The 26238-nt window shown below is 67.2% G+C and carries 14 protein-coding genes; 4 read left to right on the top strand and 10 right to left on the bottom strand.

Annotated elements, in window-relative coordinates; translation table 11 throughout:
- Positions 1-205: 205 nt before the first annotated feature.
- From KBX06_RS23375 to KBX06_RS23355, 5 genes are read right to left on the bottom strand one after another with little or no spacing between them, the layout of a single operon-like run.
- The gene (locus KBX06_RS23375; RefSeq protein ID WP_210838655.1) at positions 206-2488 is read right to left on the bottom strand and encodes a UvrD-helicase domain-containing protein; all 2283 of its coding nucleotides are present in this window, start codon (positions 2486-2488) and stop codon (positions 206-208) included.
- A complete protein-coding gene (locus KBX06_RS23370) occupies positions 2485-9240 on the bottom strand; it encodes a DEAD/DEAH box helicase (protein ID WP_210838653.1) in 6756 nt (2251 codons plus the stop codon). Before KBX06_RS23370 ends, KBX06_RS23375 begins: the two co-directional genes overlap by 4 nt.
- Positions 9204-14714 carry a class I SAM-dependent DNA methyltransferase gene (locus tag KBX06_RS23365; protein WP_210838651.1) on the bottom strand — a complete coding sequence of 1837 codons (5511 nt, stop codon included), beginning with the start codon at positions 14712-14714 and terminating at the stop codon, positions 9204-9206. Before KBX06_RS23365 ends, KBX06_RS23370 begins: the two co-directional genes overlap by 37 nt.
- Positions 14711-17665 (bottom strand): DEAD/DEAH box helicase, encoded by a 2955-nt coding sequence (locus KBX06_RS23360; protein WP_307854736.1) that lies wholly within the window; start codon positions 17663-17665, stop codon positions 14711-14713. Before KBX06_RS23360 ends, KBX06_RS23365 begins: the two co-directional genes overlap by 4 nt.
- Before the next feature lie 46 nt (positions 17666-17711).
- Entirely contained in the window at positions 17712-18854 is a 1143-nt protein-coding gene (locus tag KBX06_RS23355; protein WP_256442461.1) for a serine/threonine-protein kinase, read from the bottom strand.
- A 688-nt stretch (positions 18855-19542) separates the two neighbouring features.
- Between KBX06_RS23355 and KBX06_RS23350 the strand changes: the two genes are divergently transcribed.
- The gene (locus KBX06_RS23350; protein WP_210838819.1) at positions 19543-19971 is read left to right on the top strand and encodes a hypothetical protein; all 429 of its coding nucleotides are present in this window, start codon (positions 19543-19545) and stop codon (positions 19969-19971) included.
- Positions 19972-20009: 38 nt separating this feature from the next.
- Here KBX06_RS23350 and KBX06_RS23345 read toward each other — a convergent pair whose 3' ends face one another.
- Genes KBX06_RS23345 through KBX06_RS23335 form a run of 3 tightly spaced genes read right to left on the bottom strand, consistent with a single transcriptional unit; the run spans position 20010 to position 20948 of the window.
- Positions 20010-20417, bottom strand: coding sequence for a hypothetical protein (locus KBX06_RS23345; RefSeq protein ID WP_210838648.1), 408 nt, complete (start codon positions 20415-20417; stop codon positions 20010-20012).
- The gene (locus KBX06_RS23340) at positions 20414-20695 is read right to left on the bottom strand and encodes a hypothetical protein (protein ID WP_210838646.1); all 282 of its coding nucleotides are present in this window, start codon (positions 20693-20695) and stop codon (positions 20414-20416) included. Before KBX06_RS23340 ends, KBX06_RS23345 begins: the two co-directional genes overlap by 4 nt.
- Before the next feature lies 1 nt (position 20696).
- Positions 20697-20948: a hypothetical protein gene (locus KBX06_RS23335; RefSeq protein WP_210838644.1), complete on the bottom strand. Its 252-nt coding sequence runs from the start codon at positions 20946-20948 to the stop codon at positions 20697-20699.
- Between the two features lie 481 nt (positions 20949-21429).
- Here KBX06_RS23335 and KBX06_RS23330 point away from each other — a divergent pair, with 481 nt between their 5' ends.
- On the top strand, positions 21430-22317 hold the full coding sequence (locus tag KBX06_RS23330; protein WP_210838642.1) for a helix-turn-helix transcriptional regulator: 888 nt from the start codon (positions 21430-21432) through the stop codon (positions 22315-22317).
- A complete protein-coding gene (locus tag KBX06_RS23325) occupies positions 22314-22520 on the top strand; it encodes a DUF397 domain-containing protein (RefSeq protein WP_210838640.1) in 207 nt (68 codons plus the stop codon). The genes KBX06_RS23330 and KBX06_RS23325 overlap by 4 nt, the downstream gene beginning before the upstream one ends.
- Here KBX06_RS23325 and KBX06_RS23320 read toward each other — a convergent pair.
- Both KBX06_RS23320 and KBX06_RS23315 read right to left on the bottom strand, forming a co-directional pair.
- A complete protein-coding gene (locus KBX06_RS23320) occupies positions 22507-23379 on the bottom strand; it encodes a hypothetical protein (protein WP_210838638.1) in 873 nt (290 codons plus the stop codon). The two genes, KBX06_RS23325 and KBX06_RS23320, sit on opposite strands and share 14 nt — an antisense overlap.
- 47 nt (positions 23380-23426) lie before the next feature.
- Positions 23427-24140, bottom strand: coding sequence for a hypothetical protein (locus KBX06_RS23315; protein ID WP_210838636.1), 714 nt, complete (start codon positions 24138-24140; stop codon positions 23427-23429).
- Positions 24141-25102: 962 nt separating this feature from the next.
- On the opposite strand from KBX06_RS23315, the gene KBX06_RS23310 reads away from it, so the two are divergent.
- A complete protein-coding gene (locus tag KBX06_RS23310) occupies positions 25103-25978 on the top strand; it encodes a replication-relaxation family protein (RefSeq protein WP_210838634.1) in 876 nt (291 codons plus the stop codon).
- Positions 25979-26238 lie beyond the last annotated feature (260 nt).

Here is a 26238-nt window from a genome sequence, read left to right as displayed (position 1 = left end):
CGGCGCAGTCCAGATCGAGCAGTCGCATCAGGGCGTGGTGAACGGGCACGCCTTGTCGCCGATAGAGCGCTGCTCTTGGTCCGACTGTCAGGGTTGTCGCTCCTCCCGCGGTGACCCAAGAGCGGCTTGGGAACAGAGTTCAGCGGCATAGCGGCAGGCTCATTTGGTGACGGGAAGTACGCACTGTGCGTGGGTGAAGACTGTCTCAGCCGTTGACCACTGGATCCAACAATGGGCTGGGTGCACCGTGCCAAGTGATGGCTAGTACGTCTCGGGCACGGGTCGCAGCGACGAACAGCAGCGACCGGGCCTTCCGTTGCTCGAGCTCGTACCGCTGCGGGTCGGACCGGCGGTATCGTTCGATGTAGGGACGTGGGATCGCACCCTTGCGCACTCCGATAATCGCCAGCCGCTGATACTCAAGGCCTTTGAATCGGTGCATCGTCCCCACGTGAATCTCGCCGTCGCCACGCGGCCCGTCCTTAGTGAGCTCGGCGCAGGTCAGGCCGCCCTGTTTCTCCAGGTACTCGATGACCTGGGTCAGCTGTTCGTGATCCGCGACCGCGACCGCGACGTGGCCGGACGGGTCTTGGCGGGCGCCATCGTCGTCCGTCGAGAGTTCGTCGCGCCATCCCTGTAGCAGTGTGCCGACGCCGGCCAGTTCGCCCGGCCAGTTCTGATATCCCAGGAAGGTCGGTGTGGGGCCGTGCAGCACGGACCGGTATCCCGAGAGGTTGTCGACGCCGTCGTCGAGATCGTCGTAGACGGTCTTGTTGCCCTCGGCGATCCGGAGGGCGTGTTCCAGGATCTCGCGGGTGGTGCGGTAGCTGAGTGTCAACCGACGTGAGCGGCCCCGAATATTGATGCCCAGAGCACCCAAAGAGACCTGGTGGTCATAGATCCGCTGGTGGGTGTCGCCGGCGATGAAGAGGTCATTCGGGCCTGGCTCGACCATGGCGCGCAACATCTTCCAGTGAGCGGCGCGCAGGTCCTGGGCTTCGTCGACGACGACGTGCCGGTACCGGTACGCGAAAGGCCGAGAGCCGGAGCTGTCGTCAGCCGTCGCAGGCGAGCTCCGGTACCGCTCCGCTGCGGCGGCGCGTTCGATCTCGAAGCGGGCGGCGCGTTCGGCGGCCTGGCCCCAGGTCTCGGCGCCGAGCTTGTCCAGACGAGCGGCGAACTGCTCGATAAGCTTCCAGATCTGGCTGCGTTCTGGGCGGGTGAGTGCGCGGCCACGCCCGCCCCGTCGGGCGCTGAAGTAGTCCGACCGGCTTGTGAGTGCCTGGCCGAGAATGACCTGCTCCCATTCGTCGAGGAGAAAGTCGGCCTCCCAGCGCTTTTCGTCGAGCTCGAGGAGGAGCTGCCGCATCTCCATCATGGCTGCCTGATCGCTGATGCGCTTGCGCCGGTTGCGCTGGTCGGTGTTCTCACCGATGACGCGGGCGGCAAGCTGGTCGATGTGCATGACGTCAACCCTCGCCAGCAGCTCCGGTTCGCTTATCAGGGAGGTGAGGCGGAGCCGCAGGTCGGCGGCGAGGTTGGCGGTGAAGGTTGTGAGCAGGATCTGCACGCCGTCGTCGGTCAGCTGCTCGACGAGATACTTGACCCGGTGCAGCGCGACGACGGTCTTGCCGGTGCCCGGACCACCGGAGACGCGGGCCGGGCCGGTGTATTCACGCCGAGCGGTTTTGGCCTGGGTCGGGTGCAGGTAGTGCTTCCAGCTACGGAAACTGCCCTCGTCTAGGGCAGCCTGCACGTCGTCGTCGATCGACGAGACATTGGTTCGGCTGACCGCGGTGGAGATGTCGGCGAGGTCCGGCTCAGTTGGCAGTTTCACCGGGCGGGTCACCTCTTCGAGCACTGAGTCGATGCTCATCCCTGCCGCGAGTCCGTAGAGCACGTCCTTGGAAAGCAGCGGTGCACCCGAGACGAGTCGGTCGAGTTCCTCATCAGTAGTGACAGCCAAGGCCAAGTCGATGAGCTGCTCGGCAACGCCGAGGTCGCGGAGTTGGTCGGCCGTGTAGGCACCGAGTAGGGGCGGCCGGTCTGGAACCTGATCGGGCTCTCGAATGGGAGCCGGCGTTGGAGCTACATCATCGGGCTCGGCCGGGGTGAGCGTGATCCCGGCACGCTGCAGGGAGCTGTCGCCCATCACGGCGAGGTCGACGAACTCCAGCTCTCCGGTGACGCGGTTGACCGCGACCTGGAGTTCGTCGTAGACGTCCTTGCGATGCCGGACCGCGATGATCAGCCAGTGCTGGCGGCCACGCTCGTCGGTCTCGACCGGAATGAGCAGTGCCCGATACGACTGGTTGATCTTGGCGCGGTGGATGCGGGAGTCGCCCTTGAGCTTCTTCAGATCCAGGCCGGGCTGATCTGGGTTCTTCCGAAACCGGTGGCAGAAGTCGTAGAACAGTCCCTTGACCGTCCGGTCGAGCTTGTAGAGCTCTTCCTCGGCCTTGTAATGCAGGCTGAGTCGCGCGGTCATGACTCGGAGTCTTCCATGTCGGGCAGCAGGTCTTCGAGTTCGTCGAGGTGTTGGAGCCACTCGGCCGCGGTTCGCATCGTCCAGCCTTCCTCGGCGTATGCCTCGTCCCGGTGCCGTGCGTCGGTGTCATCACCGTGCAGGGCCACTACTGCGATCTTGAAGTTTGGCAGGAGCCAGGCGAAGTCGACCTGCCAGCGGCCGGCGCCGAGTTCATAGCCGAACACGGGTGCGCGTTTGCCCCGGTCGGCCAGCCTGCGGGCGAGAACACCGAGGTCACCGCCGTGTTCCGGCTCATCGTCGAGGATCTCCAGGATCTCGTCGTCCCACTGCTGGTCCCGCGGTCCGGACGTCGCCGCAGCGGGTTTGTCGACGCTGACCGTCGGCTTCGGCGGCGGCGGGCCGTTCAGCGAGTCGAGTTCACCGACGCCGCCGCAGACGAGGAGGGTGTCAAGGTCGAGTTCGGCGGCGGTGCTGTAGGCGACTTGGGCTCCGTCACCGCCGGCGTACGCGAGGAACTGGGTGAGGTTCGTCCAGTAGAGCCACGAGCGCCAGCGCCGCCAGTGGCCATCGCCGGTGAGTGCGTCGTCACGGTCGTCGAGAGCCGCGAGCGCCGTCCAGCGCGGATGGTCCGGATCCTTGGCGTCGAGGGTGACGATGATCGGCAGCCCGCACTGATCGTGCGCCCGGAAAGCGTGCAGCGTGGCGTCCGGGTCCCCGGCAGGCGGGGGCTGTTCGGGTTGACCAGCAGTGAGCCCGTTGAGTTCGGCACGGAGCGTCCGGGCCAGTTCCCGGCGATCGGTCGTCGCCGTTAGTAGAGCGGTTCCTGGCTCGGCCAGCAGTCCGGTCACCATGGCGCCCGCCGCTGACGCCCACCGCTGCTCGTCGGGGTCTCGCAGGTAGGCGATCAGAGAGCTCACCGGGTTGGTGTAGATCATGCCGGTCAGCTGGGCCCGGTTGCCGTCGAACTCCTCGTAAGCGTCTTTGGCCTGTTCCTGCGCCGTTCCTGAGTACGGCGGCCAGACCGGCCGGGTGGAGGTCGGCCGCTGCTCGAACAGCTCGATGTCGGACCAGGTGACCTGGAAGACACGGTGGCCCTCGGCGCGTAGGACGGTCCGCTGCCGGGCGTCCGACGCGATGCGGTTGTGCTCAGGGGTGGCGTGGAACCGGAAGCCCTCTAGGTAGACGGTGACACTCTGGCTGGGACCGTCTACTCGATTGAAGGTGAAGTCGGTCCTGGTCCGGCGCAGCTGCTGCTGGGCAGTCATCCGCCAGTGGACTAGGTCGGTGCCGCGGGCAAAGCGCAGGTGCCCGCTGGCGTGGCCGTCCTCGTCGAGCGATACGTCGTTGGTAACCGACACCCAGCCGCGCAGCAGGTCGAGGAAGCGCTGCTCGAGGTCGGATTCGAGCTGGCCGTCCAGTCCGATCTTCCGGGTGTTGGCGACAGGTTCGGTCTTCCACCCGTCGTCATCGAAGAGCAGCGAGCTGATCATCCGGAGCGCGGTGTTGCGGGAGACAAGGTCCTGCTGCGGTTCGGGGGTATACCGGTGCAGGCAGCGATGGCAGGCCCGGCGCTGCTCGTCCTTGCACTTGCAGTCGAGCAGCGCGGTGTGTGCCTTCAAGAGCACCTTCTGGAAGTCTTCGGCCTTCGTGAGCCGGTCCAGGTAGCCGGTGCCTCCCGGAAGCCGGTCGTAGAGAACCAGGAACCAGCGGCGTTCCCCGCTCGCCTGGTCCGGCATGGAGGCGACGGTGGTGTCCAGGTGCTGCGGGTCGCCGCCGAAGTGCAGGTCTACGCCCATCCGCAGCGCGGCCCGGAAGGAGTACACCCGGGTGTCGACGTCGGCAGCCGCAGCCGGAAGGAGGATGCGTAGCGCCTCTGTCCGCAACTGGTGGGCGAGCAGGACCTTCTCCTGCGTGATGTTGTCCGGCTTGCCCCGGCGCAGCGGGCACCATGGGCGGTGATTCTTCAGCTGCGGGTTACGTGCCTGGGAGGAGGTGAGAGCGTCCGATTCGAGATTGAAGACCGGCTGGCCGTCCGCGCTCGTTGCCCCACATCCGGTGCAGACGTGGAATGGATTAATCCGTACGGTGTGGCCGGCGAAGTCGTCCCGCGGCGGCGCGTCATAGCGGGCCGGCCCGACGTTGATGCGCCGGATCATCGCGCGCCGGCAGTAGTCGACGCCGAAGGTCTGGTGCGCGTGCCGCCACGAACCGGGGGCGATCTCGTCGTCGGGAAAGTCGACCGCGTCAACGACGGTGTAGAAGCGACGGTCGCGCTCGTCCTTGTCGTCCCGGATCCGGGCGTCTTCCCGCAGGTCACGCGAAGTCACGGTCGACGGCTCGACGACCTGGAAGAGGCAGCCGTCGTCAGCGATGTAGGTGCTGTCGCAGCGGGGGCAAGCAGACCGGTCGTGCACGGCGTCTTCCGTGCGGATGTACCCGCAACCCGGGCAGACGCGCCAGTGATGCCACTCGGGCCGGCCAGACGTGATGATGTCGATGCCGGTGATCTGGTGACGGTAGCCGTTGACGTAGAAGGTGTTGCCGGGGGCGAACTCCTCCAGGGCGTATCGGCGGGGCCGCTGGTAGCTCACCTGACTCGACCTGTACCGGGGCGTCTTGCCGTCCTTCGGGCTCACACCGTCCGGCCCGTACAGCGTGGCGTTGAGGGTGGTGACCGTGTCGACCAGGGCGTAGTTGGGCAGCAGGCCCAGATCGCACAACGCACCCTGCGCCGTGGTGTTCCCGAGGTCCATCAGCCGTTTGCCGAGCGCACGCCGCTCGGCATCCAGCATCGCCTTCTCATCCGCCTCGTCAGGGTCGGAGTCGTGCAGCTCGTCGTAGGCCTCGCTGATTATCCGGATCCGGGCCCGCAACCCTTCGTCCTGGCGTCGCCACTCCCGCTCGGCTTCCTCCAGCGCCGCCCGCAGGCCATGTGACGCGTACTCGATAAGATCGTTACGTGCATCTTCGGTGACACCGCGTGGCAACAGGTCGGCGCCGTCGTCGCGGGGAAACAGCCGGAGGAAACCCGCCACGAGTTCGGCGGCCTGGGTGATGGCGACCTCGATCAGGTCGACGAGATACCCGGACGGCCCGAACAGCGCGTTCACCCGGTCCGGCAGCGCCCGCAGTACGACGCCGTCAGGGCGGGCAAGGCGTCCGGCCGCGGCCAGGTCGAGAAGGTGGGCGAGGTACTGCCGGCGCAGGATTTCCACCGCGGACAGGTAACAGCCCGGCGGCACGATCATCCCGGCGATGAGTTCCTTCGGCTGATCCAGGAAGTACAGGTCACGCCGAGAGCGGTCGGCGATGGTCAGCAGGAACGCGTTGCCGGTACGCCGTCCGGCACGTCCGGTCTGTTGGGCGTAGCCGGCCGGGCGACGGGGCAGCGCGGCGAGTACCACAGCGGAGAGGTCCCCGATGTCGATACCCATCTCCAGCGTTGGCGTGCAGGACAGGACGTTCGGGTTCTTGAACGCCACTACGCCCGTCTCGTCGGGCTTGCGGCCCTGCTTGAACGCCTGCTCGACCCGTTCCCGCTGTTGGCGGGTGAGCATGCCGGTGTGTTCGGCGGTGTTCACCTGATAGGTGCCCGCCTGCCGGTAGAGCCGGCGGTAGTAGTCCTGGGTGTAGTCACGGTCACGCTGGTGGCGCCCGAGTTCCATCGGCCGGTTGCCGGCGATCAGGCGGCCGGTGCGGCACCGATAGGCCGGGCACCGCTGGCCGTGCCACTGGTCGAGCAGCGACGGATGCACCGTCTGCTCCCAGAAACAGACCGGGCAGCGTACGAAAGCCTCCCGCACCTGGCCGTCGTCCAGCAGCAGGGCTTCGATGTTGCCCGGCTGCAGGCCGTAGATGCGGGCGGAGGAATCATTCGGGGTACGAACGGACAACAGCCCAACCGAGGCCAGCTCAGGCAGCAGCCGGTGCCAGAACTCCGGGATGACCTCCCGCGACAGGTCGAGGGTGCGTCCCGCCCACCGCTCGTACCAGGACAGCCGGCCGGAGGCGACGTCGAAGTCACTGCCGTTCTTCGGCGCCGCGAGCAGGAACTTCGGCGCCGCGACCCGGTTCGGGAACGCTCGCATGCCCTGCGGACGCTGTCCCCAGATGAAGTACCGGCTCGTCCCAGCCTCGTCGATGTACTTGCTCAGCCACTTGTGCGAGACAGCGCCGCGGCTGCGAAGCCGTTCCAGAAATACCCGGACGAAACCCAGGTAGGTGGCGTCGTCGGCCTCCATGATCGGCAGGCCGTCCCGGCCCAGATCGAGGTGGATCTCCTTGACCATCGCCGTGACGGCGGCCGGATCGGCGAGGTGGATGTGCGCCGCCGCGGTGCGGGTGAGCTCCAGCGTGCGGCCGTTGCGGGAGCGGAACCCGAACTCCATCAGCGTCTCGAACGCCAGCCGCTGCCCGATCAACTGCCAGGTTGCGATATCGCCACCACGTCCGCGGCCGGACAGCAGGCGGTCGACACCGAGCAGGCCATGCAGATCCGGAGGTACGACCGCAGCGAGGGTCTGCGGATCGGTCGTCGCCGACACCACGTCGGCGATCAGGTCGTTCAGAGCGGTGGCGGACTCCTGGCGCAGGTGCGCGGCGAGCAACGCCCGCAGCGAGAAGGTGTACGACCGGTTCGCCACGAAACCGGCCCGGTGCGCCGCGTCCTGGACCGAGTCGTTGAACATGAGGGTCTTGTCCTCGAACGCCTCCTTGTCCAGCTCACCAGCGGTGAACAGCTGCGTGATGGCCGCCGCGGCCAGAGCGGCCGCACCGGTGCCGAGGAAGCGGATGGCGTTGCGCTCACCGCACGCCGGGCACCAGTCCTCCGCCGCGGCCGTGTTGGCCGTCGAACCAAGGTTGACCAGCAAAAAGGTCGAATCCCGCGCGGTCAGTGCGGGCTGCCCGTCCTCGTTGTAGTCGGAGCCCGGGTCCGGCAGCCGCAGCCGCTGCCGGACGGCGTCCAGCACCATCAGCGTCCCACCAGGGCCCTGTGACGCCAACGGTGCTCCGACACGCTGGCCGGCGTCGCGCATCGTGTTGCGGCCGGCGCCCTCGGCGGCCTCCCGGTCGGTGGCCGCAATCAGGTAGCGGATCCGGACCTTGTCCTGCCCCGTCGAGGCCCGGCGGATCTTGTAGCTGTCGAACTGGACATCCCAGTCGTCGCTCTCCGGCGAGAAGACCGCCCAGCCGGAGCGACCACACTCCCGGCAGTAGACCGCCGGCAGGAACAGGTTCGCGGCCTGCCCGGCGGTCGCGGTCGTCACGGGTACCGTCACGACGCCCTGATCGGTGCCGGGATCGCGGGTCCCGGCGACGTCCCACCGGAACTCCGCCTTCGGCCACGGCAACACCCCACGCAACAGCCGGGTCACCGCCCGAGCCCACTGATGCACCTCGACATGCACGAACGGCCGGAGCTCGCCGGGCGGAGACTGAGGATCACGGGCGTACGAGAGCAGCGCCACGAACCTGGCCAGCGCCGCAGCGGCCTTCTCCGGCTGCCGAGTGATCGCCGACGACCAGCTCTGCGCGCCGGCACGCCACATCAGCCGCAGCACGTCCGGGCCACTTTTCACATCGCCCTCGAGAGCGATGAGCAGCGCCTTCGTGAACAGGTGCCGCTTGAGGCGTTTCCCGAGTTCGACCTGATTTAGGTCTTCGACACCGGTCACCGCGTTAGCCAGCAGCAGTAACGCATCATCGCCGGTGGTGGGGTCCGGCAAAGCGAGCAGCTCGTCAGGCGTCGGGGTCGGTAGGGGCTCGATGTCGTGAAGAGGGATGAAATCGTCGATGGTGAGCCGGTTCTCACCGATGATCGCCTCGGAGGTGAACTCCGTGCCGAACACCGCGGTCGCGACCTTCAACAGGTCCTCCGTGGCTCGCTCGTCTGAAGCCGAGGCGAGCGTCGCCGAGGTAGCCACCGGGCAGATCGGGCCCAGCGGGCGGCCCTCCTCGCCGGCGCCCACGACGGAGGCGAGCCGGCGCAGCAGCATCGCGACGTCGGTGCCCTGCGCGCCGTCGTAGGTGTGAAACTCGTCCACCACTACGTACCGTAGGTCCGCGTCCTGCCACAGTGGCGCGTCGTCGACTCGTTGAAGGAGCAGATCGAGCATCTTGTAGTTGGTGATCAGGATGTCCGGCGGGGTCAGCTGGATGTCCTGCCTGCGGGTGTAGACCCGCTCGTACTGGATCGCGGCCCGGTCACCGATGTAGAGACCGGCCGTCAGGGCGCCCAGCTCGTCGCGGTGCCCGAGAAGCAGCTCGTTGATCCGCTGCGCCTGGTCGGTGGCGAGCGCGTTCATCGGGTACAGCAGCAACGCCTTCACCCCGGACCGCCCGGCCGCCCGCTCCCGGCGACAGTGATCGAGGATCGGGTAGAGGAACGACTCCGTCTTACCGGAGCCTGTGCCCGTGGTGACCAGCGTCGGCTCCGGCGCGTGACCATTCGCCGAGCTCAACCGGGCAAAAGCCCGAGCCTGATGGGCGTACGGCGTCCAGCCCTCCCGCCGCCACTCCAGATGCTGCTCCCAACCCGGCGCCGCCGTGGTGAACGGAGTCCTGATCCGCAGGAACGGCCCACGGAACATCCCCGACGTTTCGTTGCCGAGGAATCGGTGCAGCGCCTCCCGGGCACCTTCGTCGGCCAGCGCGTAGGTGGTCGACAGGTACTGCAGCAGGCTCTCCTTCAGCCCGCGCGCCTCCAGGGTCGGCCTCACTGCTTCGCCGCCTTCCGCGCGACCGGATCCCACTCGCCGCGAGCGATCGCCGCATCCAGCCGAGCCTGGAACACCGCGTGCGCCGCTGTCATCTCAGCCACCCGGTCCGCCTTGTAGAACGGCGGCGTGAAGCCCTCCGGAGGTGCGACAGTCTTCGGCTCGGCCTTGTCGTTCTGGTAAGCCTCGAACTGTGCCCAGGTTTCTTTGGTTTGTCGCTGACCGATTGTCCGGGCATAATCGGCGAACTTCCAGCCGTTCGCATCGAACCAGCTTGCCGCTTCGAACTTTTGAAGCACTGGGAAACGCCCGCGGTAGGCGGCGATAAGCGCGTCAGCGCTCATTCCCAGCCACACAGCCACAAGAGCGTCGATCTCTACCAATGCAGCCCGCCGGTCTCGTTCACTCCGCAACGGCGTTTTCGAGGTCCATTCCGGGTCGACCTCGGCCAGCGGGCTTGCCCCAGCCCAATCCAGCGCCCAAGCCTCGTTGCCTTCCCACTCCGAGTCGTAGATCTCAGCCCAAAGGTCACGGTACGCCGAGGTCAGGCAGTTGAGCCGAAGCGTCCGAAGGAGGAGAGCACGGGCAAACGGATGATCCTCGTCGGGTGCCGGCAAAGCCTTGGCGCCAGCGACGCGCAGGTCTCCTCGACCGGTCGCCCGGAGGAAATAGTCAAGCGGCAAAGACGCCCAAAATCCTCCCACCAGGACATTGAGACGGTTATTCGGCATCGTCAAGGTGTGCATGGCGTCGATATGGGCAGGCCCCGGCGGGAGGAGGGCGGCGTAGAGGGCACGTTCGCTGTTCGGGGCAATCTGGCGACGCCAAGCTACCCGGTGAAAGTCGACGTACGGTCGGCGCGACTTCTGGATCAGGATGGCGTCCACCTTCTCCGGGTCGACGTCCGACTCAGGGATGTCCTCCACCTCGGCTATCAATGCCCGTGCGTCGCGGAGAGCTTCGACATCGGAGCGGAGCCGTGCCAACTCGGAGTGATCAATCCAACGATCGTGGGCTTGCCGATAAGCCTCCGCGCGTTCGGCCACCCTCACATATGCGGTGTCGGGTATGTAGTCCGGCGGTAAGCTGACGAGGTTCACACCGTATGGGTCGTTGGTGTTGGCGTCGTGTCGTTTGAAGACGGGCGTGGCGGGACCCAGTTGGGTCCCCTTCAGGATGACTTCACTCCAACTACTCGGCTGATACGCGAGTCCGGTGTGTACGTCTTCCCTGTTGTAGTCGATCAGTCTTGTCTTCTTGGCACCGGCTTCATCGAAACCTCGAGAAATCTGCGGTTCAAGCGACCCAAGACGGAGTGGATAGGCGGCTAGGGCCTCAATCGCCGATGCCTCGGCGGTACTTACCGGGAAGAGCAGACGGGCGTGGCTGAGCAGCCGCTCTTCCTCGTCAAGCAGTTTGCGCCAAACAGTGAGGACCTGTTCGTTCACGGTGACGACCCGGGATCGATGCGGTCGCTCATCGAACTCGCGGTTCATGAACCGGATACCCGGCACCTCACCAGAGCCGTCATGATCGGCGGAGAGCCGCAACGCGTCCGCCGATACCAGCCACGACAGGTGGTCGAACCTGATCTCTTGGGGCTGCCCATAGATGTGAACGCCGAAGTGAGCGGTATGGCCCACCGGCTCCGGAAAGAAACGCTGACCGGCGTTCACGAAGTCTCCGTGAATGCGGAGTCGGTGGTAGGCCGCCGCGCGCAGCGGTCCTTCCTTCTCGCCAGCGAAGTGGGTGTCTGGGTGCAGCATGCCGGAGGTTCCGAGTGGAGAGGTATGCGCCCACACCTGGCACATGAAGGCGCGGTAGAGGTCCGGCTGGGTGCCCGCTAGCAGCGGATACGTCTGTGACGAACTGGTGAACGCCACCGTCGCGCTGTTGCTGGTCAACTCGTCGAGAACGAAGGCCTTGACCGGAGGCCGCTGAAGGAGTTGCCGCCGTTGGCGCTCCTTGTCGGACTCGGACGGGCGGTCGGCAAGTTTGAACCAAGGCTCGTACTCGGCCATCACGGCGTCGGAGTCCCAACGGGGCCGGACCCACGGCGGGTTACCTACCTGAAGGTCGAAGCCGCCCCTCTCGGCAAAAATCAGCGCGAACTCTAGCTCCCAGTGCAGGAAGCCCTGCCGCTCAGCGATGTCCCGGACGACCCGCAGCCACGGGAACCTGTCTTCCGGCGGCTTGGTGTCCATGTTCAAGAATCCGGACAGGGACTTCTCGAAATCCTTTAGCTTGTCGAGCGTGTCGTACGCGTCGAGGAAACTGTTCTGCGGGACGTCGGCGGTGCCGAGGACTGCTTCGAGGAAGTCGAGCCAGTCGTCGAGATTCTTCAGGGGGATGGCTCTGCGCAGTGTCGGTGCCGAGGACTTTGGGGCCTTCGGCGCCTTCTTCTGGGGCTGCTGCGGCACGTGCGCCGGCTCGGGCTCCAGACCCCAACCAAGGTCGTCGAGGCTCGTCTGATCGCCGTTCATGGGAAAGAGCGTCATCGGGCGCGAGATCATGCGCCGGGCAGCAGGCGCCGAGGGCGCGACCGCAGCGTTTGGTTCCTGCTGCGGCAGCTCGGCTGGTGGTTCGGTTCCCGGGACTGTGATGTTGATCAGGCTGGCGAGGCTGTCACGGACGATGCTGCCGCTGATCTCGTACTCCTCGTCGGTGCCGTCGAGTAGCCCGGCCTGGTCAGCCGGCCAGAACCAGAGGGCACACCAGGCGTCCATGACCAGCTTCAGTCGCCAGTACGGGGTGTCGACTGCCTCGAAGAGGTCCCGGAGCACGTCCTCCTTGGGTGTTGATCGCTCTTGCCGGTGCAGGAAGCCGTACTCGGGATCGTCCGTCCCAGCTCCCCAGATCGGGATCCGCCGGGCGATGTTCTGCTCGGACATGTCCATCCGCTTGACGACCGCGGCCCAGAGAAACTCGACTCGCCGGGCGGCGTCGCGGAGCCGGGTGAACTGGGACGGCTTCTCCTGCTGCGGCTGCTGGGTGCGGGCGACCAGTTTCGGGGTGCCGTCCGCCTTAAGATGTGAGATGTTCCGCGTCGGCCGCTGGAGGATGCCCTTCTTCCAGTCCGCGAGCTTCTTGTTCTGGTCGGTAGAAAGCTGTTTTGCCTCGGTGTTGCCGGCGACAGCGGCCCAGCCCGGCGTGGGCAAGAGAAACTGGTGCACAGCGTTGGCCGGCAGCGGCTGAGGGTTGCCGTACTCATCGCGCATCGGCAGCGGAGTCGGGGCCAGGGTTCCCTTGGCCTTGAGCCACTCCTTTGCGGTGGAGCAGACGTCGTCGGCAGCGTAGATCGAGCGCCGGGCGCCGATGAGCGAGTTCCCGCGCCGCAGATGCAGGCCGAACCAAGGCGCGAGCATGCCCGGGTGCATGGTATTGAGCCACAGCGAGACCTCGGCCAACTCGACGCCGGTCGGGTTGAGGTCGACGCCGTATGCGTTGTGCAGAGCGATGTAGGCCTTGACCCGCTGTTTCTCGGTGAGCACCTGCCCGGACGGGATGGACCGTCCCAGTTCGTCCTGCCGGCGGCGCAGGTATTCTTCGGCGACCTGGTTAATCGCCTCGTTGAGGAACGCGCCGGAGCCGAGCGCTGGTTCGCAGAGCCGGTACGACAGCAACGCCGCCGCCCGGGTCTTGATCGGGTGGCCGCCCGCGTCGCGTTCCTGGTCGAGCCGCTCCTTGAGCGCCAGCTCAACCGTGACCTTGGTCAGTGACTCCGGCGTGTAGTACGAGGCGGAGGTCTCCCGCTCACGGCCGGATAGCCGGTAGACGAACGAGCCCTTTGCGTACTTCTTGACGCCGCGCAGGCCGTGCCGGGCGTCGGCCTCGTTGTAGCGGACCAGCGTCTCGTCCGGGTAGTCCTGCTGGCGGTGGGCGGGCACCAGCCACGAGCCCTCGTCTGGGTTCCCTTCGCGGGCGACCTCGCAGAGTTCCTCGTCGGCGATGATGCCGGTGTAGGACATCAGGCCCTCGTAGACGGCGCCGAGCTGGTTGATGCCGAGGTTACGGTAGGAGACGAAGCCGCCGCGCTCGCCCTTCTTGCCCTGTTTCATGGTGAGCAGGCGCAGCACTTGGTGCAGGGCGGCGTTCCGGGGCCGTAGGTCGAGCCAGCGCGGATCCTCATCCTCGTCGCTGCGCGGGTCGAGGGTGCGGGTGCCGATCAGCCGGATGGCGCCCGGTTCGAGCAGGGTGCTGCGCAGCGCTTCGAACCGCAGTCCGTGATCTTCGCTGCGGCGTTCGGCCTTCTCCTTGCGGGTCGCCTCGTCATCGCCGGGGAGGTCGTCGTCGGGTTCGGTGCCGTACTGCCGGTGCCCGAAGTTGACCTTGTTGAACAACAGATCGAGGGACGCGTACAGATGGAAGCCGTTTCTCGATTCCTCCTCGACGAGCTCTTCGTCGAGGGCGCACAGCTCCCGCAGCCGGGCCATCGAGTAGCCGCTCTCGTAGCTGTCGTCGTCGGTCGGCAGGATGCCCAGCTCGGGCCGGGCCTCGGCGTAGAGCAGGAAGAGGACCCGGTAGAGGTACCGCAGGCACTCGCGGGTCAGCTCCCGGGCGAACGGCAGCTTCGGGCTCTCGATGTCCTCCGGGCGTACGTTGTTGCCCGGCTCCGCCATGCGGAGCAGAACCTCGTTGGCGAGGATCTCGACGGAGCGTTGCAGGCCGTGCCGCAGTTCCTTGGAGACGCCGACGGCGTTGGTGCTGGAGTTCTTCAGCAGTACGTCGATGCGGCGGGTCGGATCGTTGTCGCCGGGGCGCAGCATGTCGCGGCTGAACAGAGCGGCGATGGTCGACAGTTCGCCGGTCTGGGTCCGGTCGTAGCGTTCCAACGCCGTGTCGAGGTTCGCGGCGAGATAGCGCCCCTCGGCCCAGGTGCCGCGGTCGGCGAGGATGATCACGCCGCCGTGCAGCAGCAGGACGAAACGCGGGTGGGTGCCGCCGGGACCGCCGATCTCGCTCTGGAACAGCCACGACGCGAGCGCGGCGCCGCTCTCGTACTTTTCTGATCCGCTGACGTGCAGGGGATGCAGCAGGCGCCCGGCACCGTTCGGGTCGAGGGCCGCGTCGGCGTTGCCTGTCCAGCCGCAGTCGATCGCAATGATCTCGTCGGTGTGCAGCGCGACGGTGACGGTGTGGTCGCGGCCGGCCCGATGCGCGACGAGTTCGACCGGTGCAGGGTCGAAGCCGAGGGCTCGCAGTATCTCCTGGTGCCACTCGGTCAGGCGTTTGCGCCACTCCGGGTTGTTGTAGGTGGCTAGACGGATCGGGCCGCCGCCGTCGGCCTCGGCCACAGCGGCGAAGTAGGACCGCCCGTCCTCGCCGAGGTAGCTGCCGCGCAGACCACGGATCAGCTCGCGCGGCGTACGGCGGGGGTCGTTCTCGTCGCCTTCGCGCCCGGTCCATACCGCGAAGATCCCTTTCCGCAGGTCGGTGTCCAGGTCCTCGGCCAGGTAGTGCGCGGAGAGGTACTCGCCCCGGTTGGTGAGTGAGTCGTAGTCGCGGCTCATCCCTGTGTCCCCTTCACCCCGTCGGCGAGCGGTTCCAGCACTGCTAAGAGGCGCAACATCGGCGCCCCGACCGATTCCAGCGATGCCACCAGCTGAATCAGGCGCTCGGCGGTGCTGTCGACCTGCCGGTGATCCGGTCGCGGCCCGGCGAACAGCGCTTCCTGCTTCCATTTGCCGACCTTGTCCCGGTAGGGCTCCAGGGTCCGCTTGATGTCGGCACGGTAACCGCCCTCGATCTCGCCGAAGTAGCGGCGCGCCTCCTCGATCGCCTCCGGCACCATCTTCGTCAGCCCGTCCAAGTCCCGCGGGACGGCGCGGGCCGGCATCCGTGGCCCGAGACCGAACTCGGCCAGCAGCTCAGGAGTAATCTCGACGGTCCTGGGGTCATTTGGCAGGCCGGTGGCCGCCATCCACTTGACGATGGTCGGCCGGCCTAGCCGGTTCGAGGCGATGCCCTGCACAAGGAAGACCGGCTCGGTCACGGCTGCAGCCAGGACCGGCGCCTCGTGCCGGCCGACCTCGACGAGCACCTTGTCGGTGAGCCAGTCCAGCACCGGATGTACGTCGGTCACGTAGGAGACCGTCGGCCACTGCGAGTCTGAACTCTCCCGCGCCACCGTCAGCCGGGCATCGGCGAGATCCTTGGAGAAGGTTATACGCAGACGCCCGGGAGAATCCGGCCCCGGCAGGATCTGCTGCTCCTTCAGGTACGACCTGGGCAGCGACCGCAGCCGGTAGAGCAGATCAGCTGGCGGCTCGAAGGCGATGGTGGCGTTGTCGTCGCGGTACAGCGACAGCTGGTCCTCAGGGTTGGGCCGGCAAATCTGCCGGAGACCCTCGTCGAAGTAGTCCGCGGTCGAGGAAAAGAGCGTCAACACCTCCGCTCTGAGGACTTCCTTGCGCTCCGGGACCGCGCCGACCTGACCGACGAGCTTGGCAAGGAAACCGGTCCGGCCCGCTCGGGACTTCTTGATCGACTGCTCCACGGTCCGGCCAGCGACCAGATCCTTGATCAGGCGATCTTCTTCCTCTTGCGCCCGGTATAGGCCGGTCACTGCCTCTGCCGAGCCCTCGATCTTGTGGGCCTCGGCCTCGCGGGCCAGCAGCTTCTCACCGACCAGGCGGTCGTCCAGGCTGCGTGCGGCGCCGGACTCCGGATCGGTACGCCACGGCAGGTTGCTGGTGAGCACCAAGGCCCGGAATTGCGGCGAGTGCTTCTGCCCGTAGCGGTCGATGCGGCCGTTGCGCTGCTCGATTCGGATCAGTGACCACGGCAGGTCGTAGTGGATCAGGATGTGGCACTGCTGGTGAAGGTTGACGCCCTCGGAGGCGATGTCGCCGGTGAACAGCATCCGGACTGGGGCGTCACGCAGGCCGAACGCTTCGACGATGCGCTGTTGCTCCTCATCCGAGGTCGACTCGCGGTGCATGACCTGCACAGCGCCATTGAAAGCCGTCCAGGGTTTGCGATCGGTGACCTCGGCGGTGGCTGGAAACCCGAGCACAGCGGGAACGGTCTCGGCCAGCCAGATGAGCGTCGGGATGCGTTCCGAGAAGATCACAACCCGGGTGTCCGACCCCGGTGCGACGCCGAGTTCACGCAGCTGCGCCACCAAGGCGGTCAACTTCGACGCGTCGTCGTCCTGGATGTGCCCAGTCAGTTCCTGCAGCGTCAGGAGCGCTGTCCGCTCCGCAAGGCGCGCCTGATCGCCCGGCTTCTCGGCCAAGGACGTGGCGATCGTCTTCAACCGCGTCCGGATTGTCGCCAGCAACGCCCGGTGCGAGGAGAGGAACGACTTGAGCAGCTGATACGGCACCAGCTGATGTGTGCTGACCGAAGTACCGCCCTCGGCCGGGATCCACCGCTCGATCAGTTCCGCGAAGACTGCGGTCTCTGCCGCGCTGGCCTGAACGTGCACTGGCGTCGACGGCCCGCGATCCGGCCAGGAACCGGTCAGCGAGTCGCGCACCTCAGGCGAGGTCTTCGTCCGGCGGATGTAGAGATGCTCAAGCTGGTCGACATCGTAGTTGCTCGGATCGGCGATCGCGGCCTCGTCCAGCATGTGAATGAGTTCGGCGAACGACTCTGCTCGGCCGTTGTGCGGCGTGGCTGACGCGAGGATCAGCGCGTCGGTCTTGCGAGCGAGCAACCGGGCCAGCTCGTTGTTCTGGGTGCCCCGGTTGACCAGGTTGTGCGACTCGTCGATGACGACGGCGTCCCAGTCGGTCTGCTCCAGGTGATGGGCGTAGACGGCGCTCTTCAGCGTGTCCACCGAGATGATCGCCCGCTTGAAGTACGCGAACGGGTTGCGTCCCGCCGGAATCTCACGCTGCACCCGCTGGATGCCGGTCGAGTCCAATCGGACAAGCGGGATGGCGAACCGCGTCCACATCTCCCGCTGGAACTGCTCCAGGATGTGCTGCGGCGTCACCACGAGGATCCGCTCGCCGCGACCGCGTCGGATCAGTTCGGCCAGCAAGATACCGATCTCCAGGGTCTTGCCCAGGCCCACCACGTCCGCGATCAGGATCCGAGGCTGCGGATTCTTCATCGACAGCGCCAGCTCAGCCGGCCGCAGTTGGTGCACCTGCGGATGCATCAGGAACCCGTCTGCGAGCGCGAGCCCGTGCTCGGTCTGGGGCAGCGCAGTCTTGCGGAATACCGCCTCCAGGAACAGCCGGGCCCGCCGGTGGTTCGCCGAGTCGTCTGCCACCAGCTTGGTCTCGCGCGGATCGAGGATTCGGATGTCGTCGAGGCTCTGATAGAAGATGGCTTCCTCGCCGCGGACGAACGGCGACACCCCAGTGACCTCGATCATCCATCTGTCGCGCCTGGTGAACGTGCTCTTGCGTATCAGCCACTGCTCGTCACGTACGAGTACCTGCGACCCTGGCGGGAAGCCGGCCGACACCTTTCCCTCGCCGGTTGCGGTCTCGGCCTCGATATTCACCCTTTGCCCCGCTCCTCGTTCTGCTGTTCGACCGCCCTACACCCTGCTACAGGGTCGGTTGGGCCGCGTAGGCGGCTCGCAACTCCGCCGCCACCCGGCTGGACGCCGGCCGTCGCGATGGACGTTCCCGAGGCCGAACCGGTGGCTCAGAGGCCTCGGGCTCCGCGATCTCTGGCCCCCCCACTTCCACAGGTTCGGGAGTTGCCGGCGGCACATCGAGCGGCCCATCCGCATCCGAGCCGCCCTCGGTACTCAGCTCGTCGAGCCTTGCTTCGATCGACGGCGACGGCACTTGGCCCTCCCGCAGACTCGGATTTCGGCCGGCGGTCCTGCCGATGAGAGCCAACCGTGCGTCGGCCGGGCTGATGGAGGCGTCCGCCAGCAGTTCGGCACAGGCGGCAGCCACGTCGGAGATCGTCGGACGTTCCTCGGCCTTGAAGGCGAGCATCTTCCGCAGGAGTGGGAGCAGACGGGCGGGGACCCCAGTGAGATCCGGTTGGATCTCGGGGTTCGTGATCTGCCAGATGATGGCCTGCCACGACGGCCCGTCGTACGGGTAGTGTTCGGCCGCCGCGTACAGAAGAACTGTGCCCAGCGCGTAAACGTCGGCCGCCGCGGTAACCCGCGGGTTCCCGCCGGCCTGCTCGGGCGGCATGCACCGCACCGAGCCGATGATCATCCCGCTGGTCGACAGGGAGTCGTGCGACGACGAGGCATCGACGAATGCCGCCAGACCAAAATCGATGATCACCGGGCCGTCTGCGCCGAGTATCACGTTCTGCGGCTTCAGGTCCCGGTGCAGGAGGCCGGCACCGTGCACCGCCTCCAGGCCCTCCGCGACGAGCGCGCCAAGGCTCGCCACCAGAGCCACGGGCAGCACCTCGTGCTCGCGTACGTACTCCTGCAGGGTGTAACCCGGGACGTACTCCATCGCCAGCCAGGGACGGTCCGCGTAGGGGTCCGCTTCCAGGAATCGGGCGATGCGATTCGTGCCGATCACCGTCCGGGCGACGGCGGCCTCTCGTTCGAACCGGGCGCGGGTGACCGGATCCAGCCGATCACTTCGGATGACCTTCACCGCCACAGGCGAACCCGCCGGCGAGTACGCGAGGAACACCTCACCCATACCGCCGCTGCCGAGCTTACGACTGACCGCGTATCGGCCGATGCGAGACGGGAGCTCACTCATTCGGCATTCTGCGCTTTCCGCCCACCGTGCACCCAGATCCACTCTGGCCAGTGTGCCGAAACGGCGCACCGACCGCGAGCCACGACGCGCTCCGTGGCCAATCAGTGACGTCGCTGTAGCTGAAAAGCCGACGTTCACACCTCTTCAGTCCCTTGACGTCGTCATAGCCCCGTCGCTGCGCCGGCTGATCGAACGGAAGATGCGTGAGGTCCCCAAGCGCAACGTAGTTCGGCACGAGCGCTCCTCCCCAAATGGAAACCTGATGAGCAGCTACATGCGCCAGCAGCTGATCATCGTGATGCGGTTCCCACTCGTGAGACCTCCGCCAACGAGCGGGCTCCGGGAGGGGCAGCAGCAGGCGGCCGCCCCGCGGTGACACGCGGCGGCCGGCTACCCCGTGCTGGCAGCTACCGCCGCCGAGGTGGCAAGCGAGCTCGCCAAGACTCTTCCGATGCTGGTGGCGTCTGGCTGCGCATTCCTCGACCTGGTGCGGTAGCTGTCGATGGCCTGGACGAGAGGGCGCGGCCAGCGGGGACGAACCAGGGACCTGGGCAGACCCGGGGCGCGGCAAAAGGCTGCTGGCGCGCTGACGGCAACGGTCGGCGCCCTCCGTGACACCGCAATCGAGTCCGCTCGAGAAGGCATCACCAAGGTTAGCGAGAAGGTCGGGAAGGTGGCAGGCGCTGGGATAGCTGTGGCAGCCACCGCGGCAGTCGATGCCGCGGGCCACCAGCCCTCACCCTTGGTGGCGGTGGGTGCTGCGTACGCCGGCATGAAGGTCGGTGGCCTGGTCGGACGGGCCATGAACGCCGGACTGGATCGAATCACTGCCGGGCGGGATGGCGGTCCGATCGGGTCGGTGATGGCGGAGTTGAGCATGGTGCTGCAGACGCTCGATCAGGTGGGTCGTGGCATCGCCGAGGTCGTCGACTCGGTGAACAAGGCTCAAGCCCACTTTCAGAAGGTCAGCCGGGGCGGGGGCAACAACCTGCTGAACAGCGCGGTGCGTGCGTGCCGGCAGGCTCCTGTCCGACTGGAAGAGGGCGTGGACGAGGTCAAGCAGGCCCAGGACCTCGTCGGCAAGCACTTGGTGGCGGTGGCGACGGCGGGTGGCTGAGCGCCGGCCGTCGCCACCGCCACCACGCCATAAAGGGGTTAGCCAGCCGCCGGGTCGCGCGGTGCCGGGTCGTCGGCTGGCGGGAGCCGGTGAGGGCCAGGCCGGCGGGGACCAATGTCGCTCTGCTCGTCGTGAATCGGCTCGGCCTTCCGCTTGCCCTCGGTCGGCTGCCGTGGCGGCATGTCGATGCCGATTGCTCGGGCGTACTCGGCGAGGATGCCGCCGGCTTCGGCGAGCAGCCATGAGCCGTCGCGGAGTTTGACGATGCCTTGGGCGTAATTGCCCAGTGCTCGGTTGACCAGGGGGTTGGTGGCTCCGGTGGTTAGGGCGCGGAACTCGGCTCGAGCGTTTTCGGCGTCCTGGATGACGACCTTGGTCAGGTCCTGCTGTTGGCCGATGGAGACGTGCAGGTCTCGGAGCGCGGCGGCGATGTCGGGCAGGGTCACGGTTGGTACCTCCGGGTGAGGTCGGCTGCGGGATCGGGGCCGGCGGTGATGCGGCGGGCGTTGATGAGTTGCGGTCGGGTTGCGCCGGGTGTTCGTCGGGGTAGGCGGCCGTAGCGGGTGAAGGTTGCGGCGGCTTGTTCGTTGGTGGGGCAGGGGCCGATGAGCTGGCAGCGCAGGCAGTAGCCGGTGGCGCTGGAGGTGACGTGCTCGTCGAGTGCTCGCTGCGCGGTGGTGAGCTGGTCGAGGGCCGCTGCGGACAGGTAGACGGTGGCGGCCATGTCAGTCCTGCGGCTGTGGGAGGGCAGCGATGCGGGCAAGGACGTGTCGGAAGCGTCCGGTTCGGCCGGGCGAGGGCATTTCGATGCCTTCGAGCCACACCCACTGGCCGTCGTACCAGAGGCTGAGGTCGAGGCGGACGCAGACGATCCGCAGCCGTAGCGGGCCGCTGCCGTGCTGGTAGTCCTGTTCGCGTAGGTGCACGACGTCGCCGGGCGCGACGGCGACTACAGGTGTGATCGGCGTGGGGGTCACAGTCCGCTCGTCCGACTCGTCCGACTCGTCCGGCCGGGATGCGGGCGGGATCTGCGGCCTCCGCAGTCGGGGCAGTTCAGTGCCGACCCGCACCGTCGGCACCATCGGGACTTGACCTTGAACAGGAACAGTCCGGCGGCGAAGCCGAGCATCGCGACCACCGCTAGGACGAGGGATGGGACCACTGCGCTGCCTCCCTGACTCGGCCTCTCGGCAGGGACGCAGCCCGCTTCGGGTGACGGGCTGCGTCCCGTCGAGAGGCGTCCGAGGCCGGACGGGCGGTGAGCCCCTGGGAGCGCGAGCCCACCGCCGTACCGCGCGGCTTTGATGAGCCGCACCGACCTGACATGCTCATGCCCATAGTGCCTATGCACTAGTGAGAATGCAAGGATTGCATTCGCATGTACGTCACTTGCCTGGCCTGCCTGGAGGTTGCATCCGCACGGCGGGCACACTCTGACTACGACAGGAGCGAAGGGACATGGAGTTGTCAGCTCGACGGCAACCGCCCACCGTGCGCCTCCGGCGGCTCGCGGCGGAGCTGCGCAGCCTGCGCACCGCCGCCGGCCTCACGCGCGATGAGGTCAGCGAGCAGACCGGCATCAATCCCGCCACCCTCTACCGCATCGAGACGGCCAAGGTCCGCCCGCAGCGGCGCACCCTGATGGCGATGCTGGACAAGTACGGCGTCACCGACGAGGACAAGCGCAGCGAGCTGATTGCCCTGTCCCGCCAGGCCGCGCAGCTGGGCTGGCTCCAGGCGTACGAGTCGGAACTGCCGGAGCTCTACACCACGTACATCAGCTTCGAAGCCGAAGCCCGTTCGGTCCGCAACTATGAGTCGCTCTTCGTCCCGGGCCTCCTGCAGACCGAGAACTATGCCCGCGCCGTGATCCGGGGTGTGTTGCCGCTGGCGACCGACGCGGACGTGCAGGCCCGGGTGGAGGCGCGCATGCAGCGGCAGGAGTCGCTCCGCAAGGCAGAGCCGCTGCGCCTCTGGGCGATCCTCGACGAAGCTGTCCTGCACCGGCTGACTGGCGGACCAGCCGTCATGGCCGAACAGCTTGACGCCCTGGTGAGCGCGGCGGGCCAGCCGAACGTCACGCTCCAAGTCATCCCGTTCACCTCGGGCGCGCACGCCGGCATGCCCGGCTCGTTCGTCGTCATGGACTTCCCCGACCCAGCGGACCCCGCCCTGGTGTACGTCGACAGCATGGCCGGCGACCTGTTCCTCGAACGGGAAGCAGACGTCCGCCGCTACACCAGCACGTTCGAACACCTCCGCGCTACCGCACTCGACCCAACCAGCTCGATCAAGCTGATCCAGGAACACGCCGCGGCAATCAGTGAGGGAGGAGGTACGGGATGACCTCAGTCGACCTGTCCCGCGCCCAGTGGAAGAAGAGCACCCGATCCAGCGGGAACGGCCAATGCGTCGAGGTCGCCGACCTCGCCGACGCGGTGGCTCTACGGGACAGCAAGGACCCGACCGGCCCGGCTCTCCTGTTCTGCCGGGAGGATTGGACCAGCTTCCTGGCCGGCACCAAGCAAGACCAGTTCACCCGCCGGTAGGCGTATGCGTCCGTCGGCAACCATGAGCGAGCTTCTGCGCGTGCCTGTTATTTGCGCCACCAGGTGGCGCGTCCGCGCATGCCGTGGTGCCAGGTGTCGGCCTGAAGTCGGGTCGCGTCGATGGCCTGTTGGTCCTGCTCGGAGCGGTACTCGCGGTGGGGCTGGTGTGGGCTCCAGTCGCCGATGAAGGGCCGGAGGTCGTCGGCCTGGGGGCGATGTCGAATTCGATGCCGGCGAGGGCTCCGTCGCCGCAGGTGGGATCAAGGCAGTCGGCTGCGGCTCGCGCCCAGCCGATCCATCGGGCTCGGTTATCCAAGTCGTCCGGCCTATCGGGGCCGGCTACTTCGAGGGCGTCGCAAAAGGCGCGGATCTCGTTGGCGGAGATCCAGGAGTCGTACGCCCGCCGGAACGCCTTCTTACGCAGAAGTTCCGCGGCCTGGGGACGGGCCTCGTCGAGGGCCGCCTGCCAGCGGCGACGCTCTTCGGCCTCTCGCCGATTCAGCTCGGCGACGTATTCGTCGTGGGCCCGCTGGGCAGCCAGTTTCGCTTCCTCGTCGGCGGCGATGCCGGCTTCGACGTCGCGGATGATGCGGGGGAGGTGCTTCTCCAGGGTGGTGCGCTTGTCGTCGGCCCAGGTGTCCTTCTTGTCCCAGCCAGCGCGGGCGATCTCCATCCGCAGCCGGCCGGAGGCGACCCGGTCGGTCTTGGGGAGCACCATCCACCGGTTGCGCCGCAGTTGCCGGGCTTCCTGATCGGTGGGGACTTGGGGGATCTCGTCGCACTCCTCGATCAACCGGACTCTGCGACGGGTCTTGTCGACTTGGAGATAGACCGACGGGTTCTTCGTCTTGGTGTTCACCCCGACCCGGTAGCCTCGCCGCCGAGCTTCGGCGGCGAGGCCGCGGATCAGGTCCAGCGCCCGGGGAACGGATGCCTCCGTAACCTCCAGCCCGGCCGGGTTCTTCTCCAGCGCGCGGAGAACACGAGATCGGGATCGGTGGTGACGCGGCGGGTGTTGAGCCGGATCCGGTTCCAGTCCGTCTCGTTCGGGTCGTCGTCATTGGACAGGCGGATGATGAGGTCTCCGGCGGCGCGGCCGGTGTGCTTGAGGTGGAACCCGGCGGGCACGAGACCGTGCTGCTTAGCCGCGTGAATGACCCGCCGCCACCGGGCCCGTTCCTCGGAGTCGGGGCTCTCGACCCGCACCGTTCCGCCCTCGGCCTGGAGTCGCTCCACGAGCTGCCGGGCCTGCTCCACCATCGCAGCGGCCGGGGTACCCGCCGAGCCGGCCGCGGTGACGGCGCCACCGGCTTCCCACCTGGCCGAAGCCGACTCACCCCGTTTGGCGGCGTTGACCATGCGGGCTCGCTGGCGGGGAGCCGCCGCGCCGCCCAGGAGCCGGTCAGGATGGATGCCGTTGTCGAGGTAGAAGCGGCCGGCGTCAGTGATCTGCGCCCGCCACACGCCACCTCGGCGGCTGACGTCGACGAGCCGGCGGTTCTGCAACGCCCGAGCGGAGAGACGCTGATCGACGCCGTCGGGGCCGCTGAGGTCGTCACCGTCACCGATGCGCCGCAGCAACAGCAGCTGGTGTTCCTTCAGCGGATCCCACTTCTGCACGCTCTCGACCTTCGACGGCTACGACTCGATGCGCAAGGAACGACACCCCACCGTCGAGTGGACGCAGGTGGACTGAGGAGCACTGGGGATAATGGAGGCGAACGCAGAAGCACAGAGAGACACAACCGTCAAGACCCGTTATCTGATCGTTACCGACGATAGGCTTGACCCGGTGCGGGTTGCCGGGGCGTACTGAATGAGCGTTCCCCGCGCGGCCGGCCTGTCCGGTCGCGTCCCGACGCAGGCGGCACCCCTTCCGGTGGCGCCTGTCGTCGTTCACGGCACACGTCGCCGGGACGGGGCGCTGGGTGATAGGAGGACCGCTGATGAAGGACCTGACGCCGGCGAGTTAAGCCGCCGCCCACGACGGGGCGCTTCCGCTTCTGTCGTGGTAAGTCCCTGCCGACGAGCACCGGGGCGCCGTTTGGGCGCTGTTAAAGATCGTCGGCATGTCGCGTGCTCGACTCCGCCGCTTATCCCTGTTCGCATCGACGGTGACCTGCCCTGTCAGGTCGTCGCGACCACTGCTGCTCGAATCCGGTCGGCCCCTCGCGGGGCTGACTCGTTCGTTGACATCTCCACAGTGACACCTGATCTCTGCATGTCAAGGTCCCGGCCGGCGTCACCCGGTGCAGACCCGCTCTGCCCGTTGTCCGGCGACATCCGCCTCGCACAACCCAACAAGAAACCCCTTCTCACCTTGGAGTACATCCTGTTCACGCAACGATCCTCACCGCCGCTGGCGGCTACCGCATCTCCGACGTCTCCCGCTGACAGCGGCGGGCTTGACCTCCCGTTGCGGGTCCCGCCGGGTCTCCTACTTGGCGTCCCGCTTCAACAGGACCCCCGAACGGACCCTCTGGTTCGACTCACAGCCCAGCTCAGGGCCGCTGTCAGCACTGTCTGTCGTGTTGCGACAGACCCTCCGACTGGGTCTCTCCACCTGGGAACGGTGGTGGCGCATGCCTGATCCGCTGCTTCGGGTGCAGGCTCAGCTCACCGACCGGGACCTCGTCCTGCTCGGCTGGCTGGCCGACCACGGCGTGCTCACCTCCTTCCAGATCGCCGAAGCCCTCTACCCGTCGGTCGACTACGCCCAGGAACGCCTACGCGCCCTGACGCACAAGTTAGGGGTGCTGGACCGGTTCCGGCCGCAGAAGCCCGACGGCGGCTCCTACCCCTACCACTACGTGCTGGCGCAGCTCGGCGTCGAGGTCGTTGCCGCGCAGCGCGGCGAGGACCTGCCGCGTAAGGATCAGGCCCGGCGCAGGCGTTGGCACCTGACCAGGCGGGCGAACCTGCCGCACCTGCTCGGGGTCAACGGCTTCTTCACCGCCCTGGCCGGTCACGCCCGCACCCATCCCGGCAGCAAGTTGGCGCGCTGGTGGCCGGCGGGACGCTGCCAGCAGATGGGCGCCTTCGCCGAACCCGACGACGACGTCACCGTCCGCATCTACCGGCCGAGATCACGGCCGGACGGACACGGCATCTGGGCCGACGGCGACCGCAGGGTGCCGTTCTTCCTGGAGTACGACCTGGGCACCGAACGGCCGCTGTCCCGCCTCGTCGACAAGATCGACGGATATCGGGAACTCGCGCACGTCACCGGCCGGATCTGGCCGGTGCTGTTCTGGCTGCACTCGCCGGACCGAGAGCGGCACCTGCACCAGGAACTCGCCGCGTCCGGGACCATCTACCCGGTGGCCACCGCCGTGCACGCCGACGTCACCGGCATCAACCCCGCCGAAGCCGTGTGGTGGCTGCACCGCCACCACGGGGCGCCGATGCGCCTGGCCGACCTCCCCGCCGCCGACAGCCGCACCGAACAGGCCACCTGACCCACAACGGCAACCCACCCCTGGTGACCGGACACGCGCCCACACAGGCGGCGGCAAGGGCCACCATGCCGCTGGGCCTCGCGGGCCAGCGGGCGCGACGGCTGCTTCCCGAACCGCGATGACGGCGGCGGCCCCCTGTGTGTCAGGGTGAGTTGAGGCCAGCGGTTCATAGCGAGTCCGCCGAACAGGGCGAGTTCAGGATCGAGAAACGTTGAATACTGCTGTTGGCGTGGTCACGGCCCAGGATGGGGTCATGAGTC

Origin of the sequence: Micromonospora sp. C31 (assembly GCF_018070575.1) — a bacterium.
Lineage (GTDB): Bacteria > Actinomycetota > Actinomycetes > Mycobacteriales > Micromonosporaceae > Micromonospora.
Note: the sequence above shows the minus strand (reverse complement) of the source record. Positions and strands in the feature narration are given on the sequence as shown.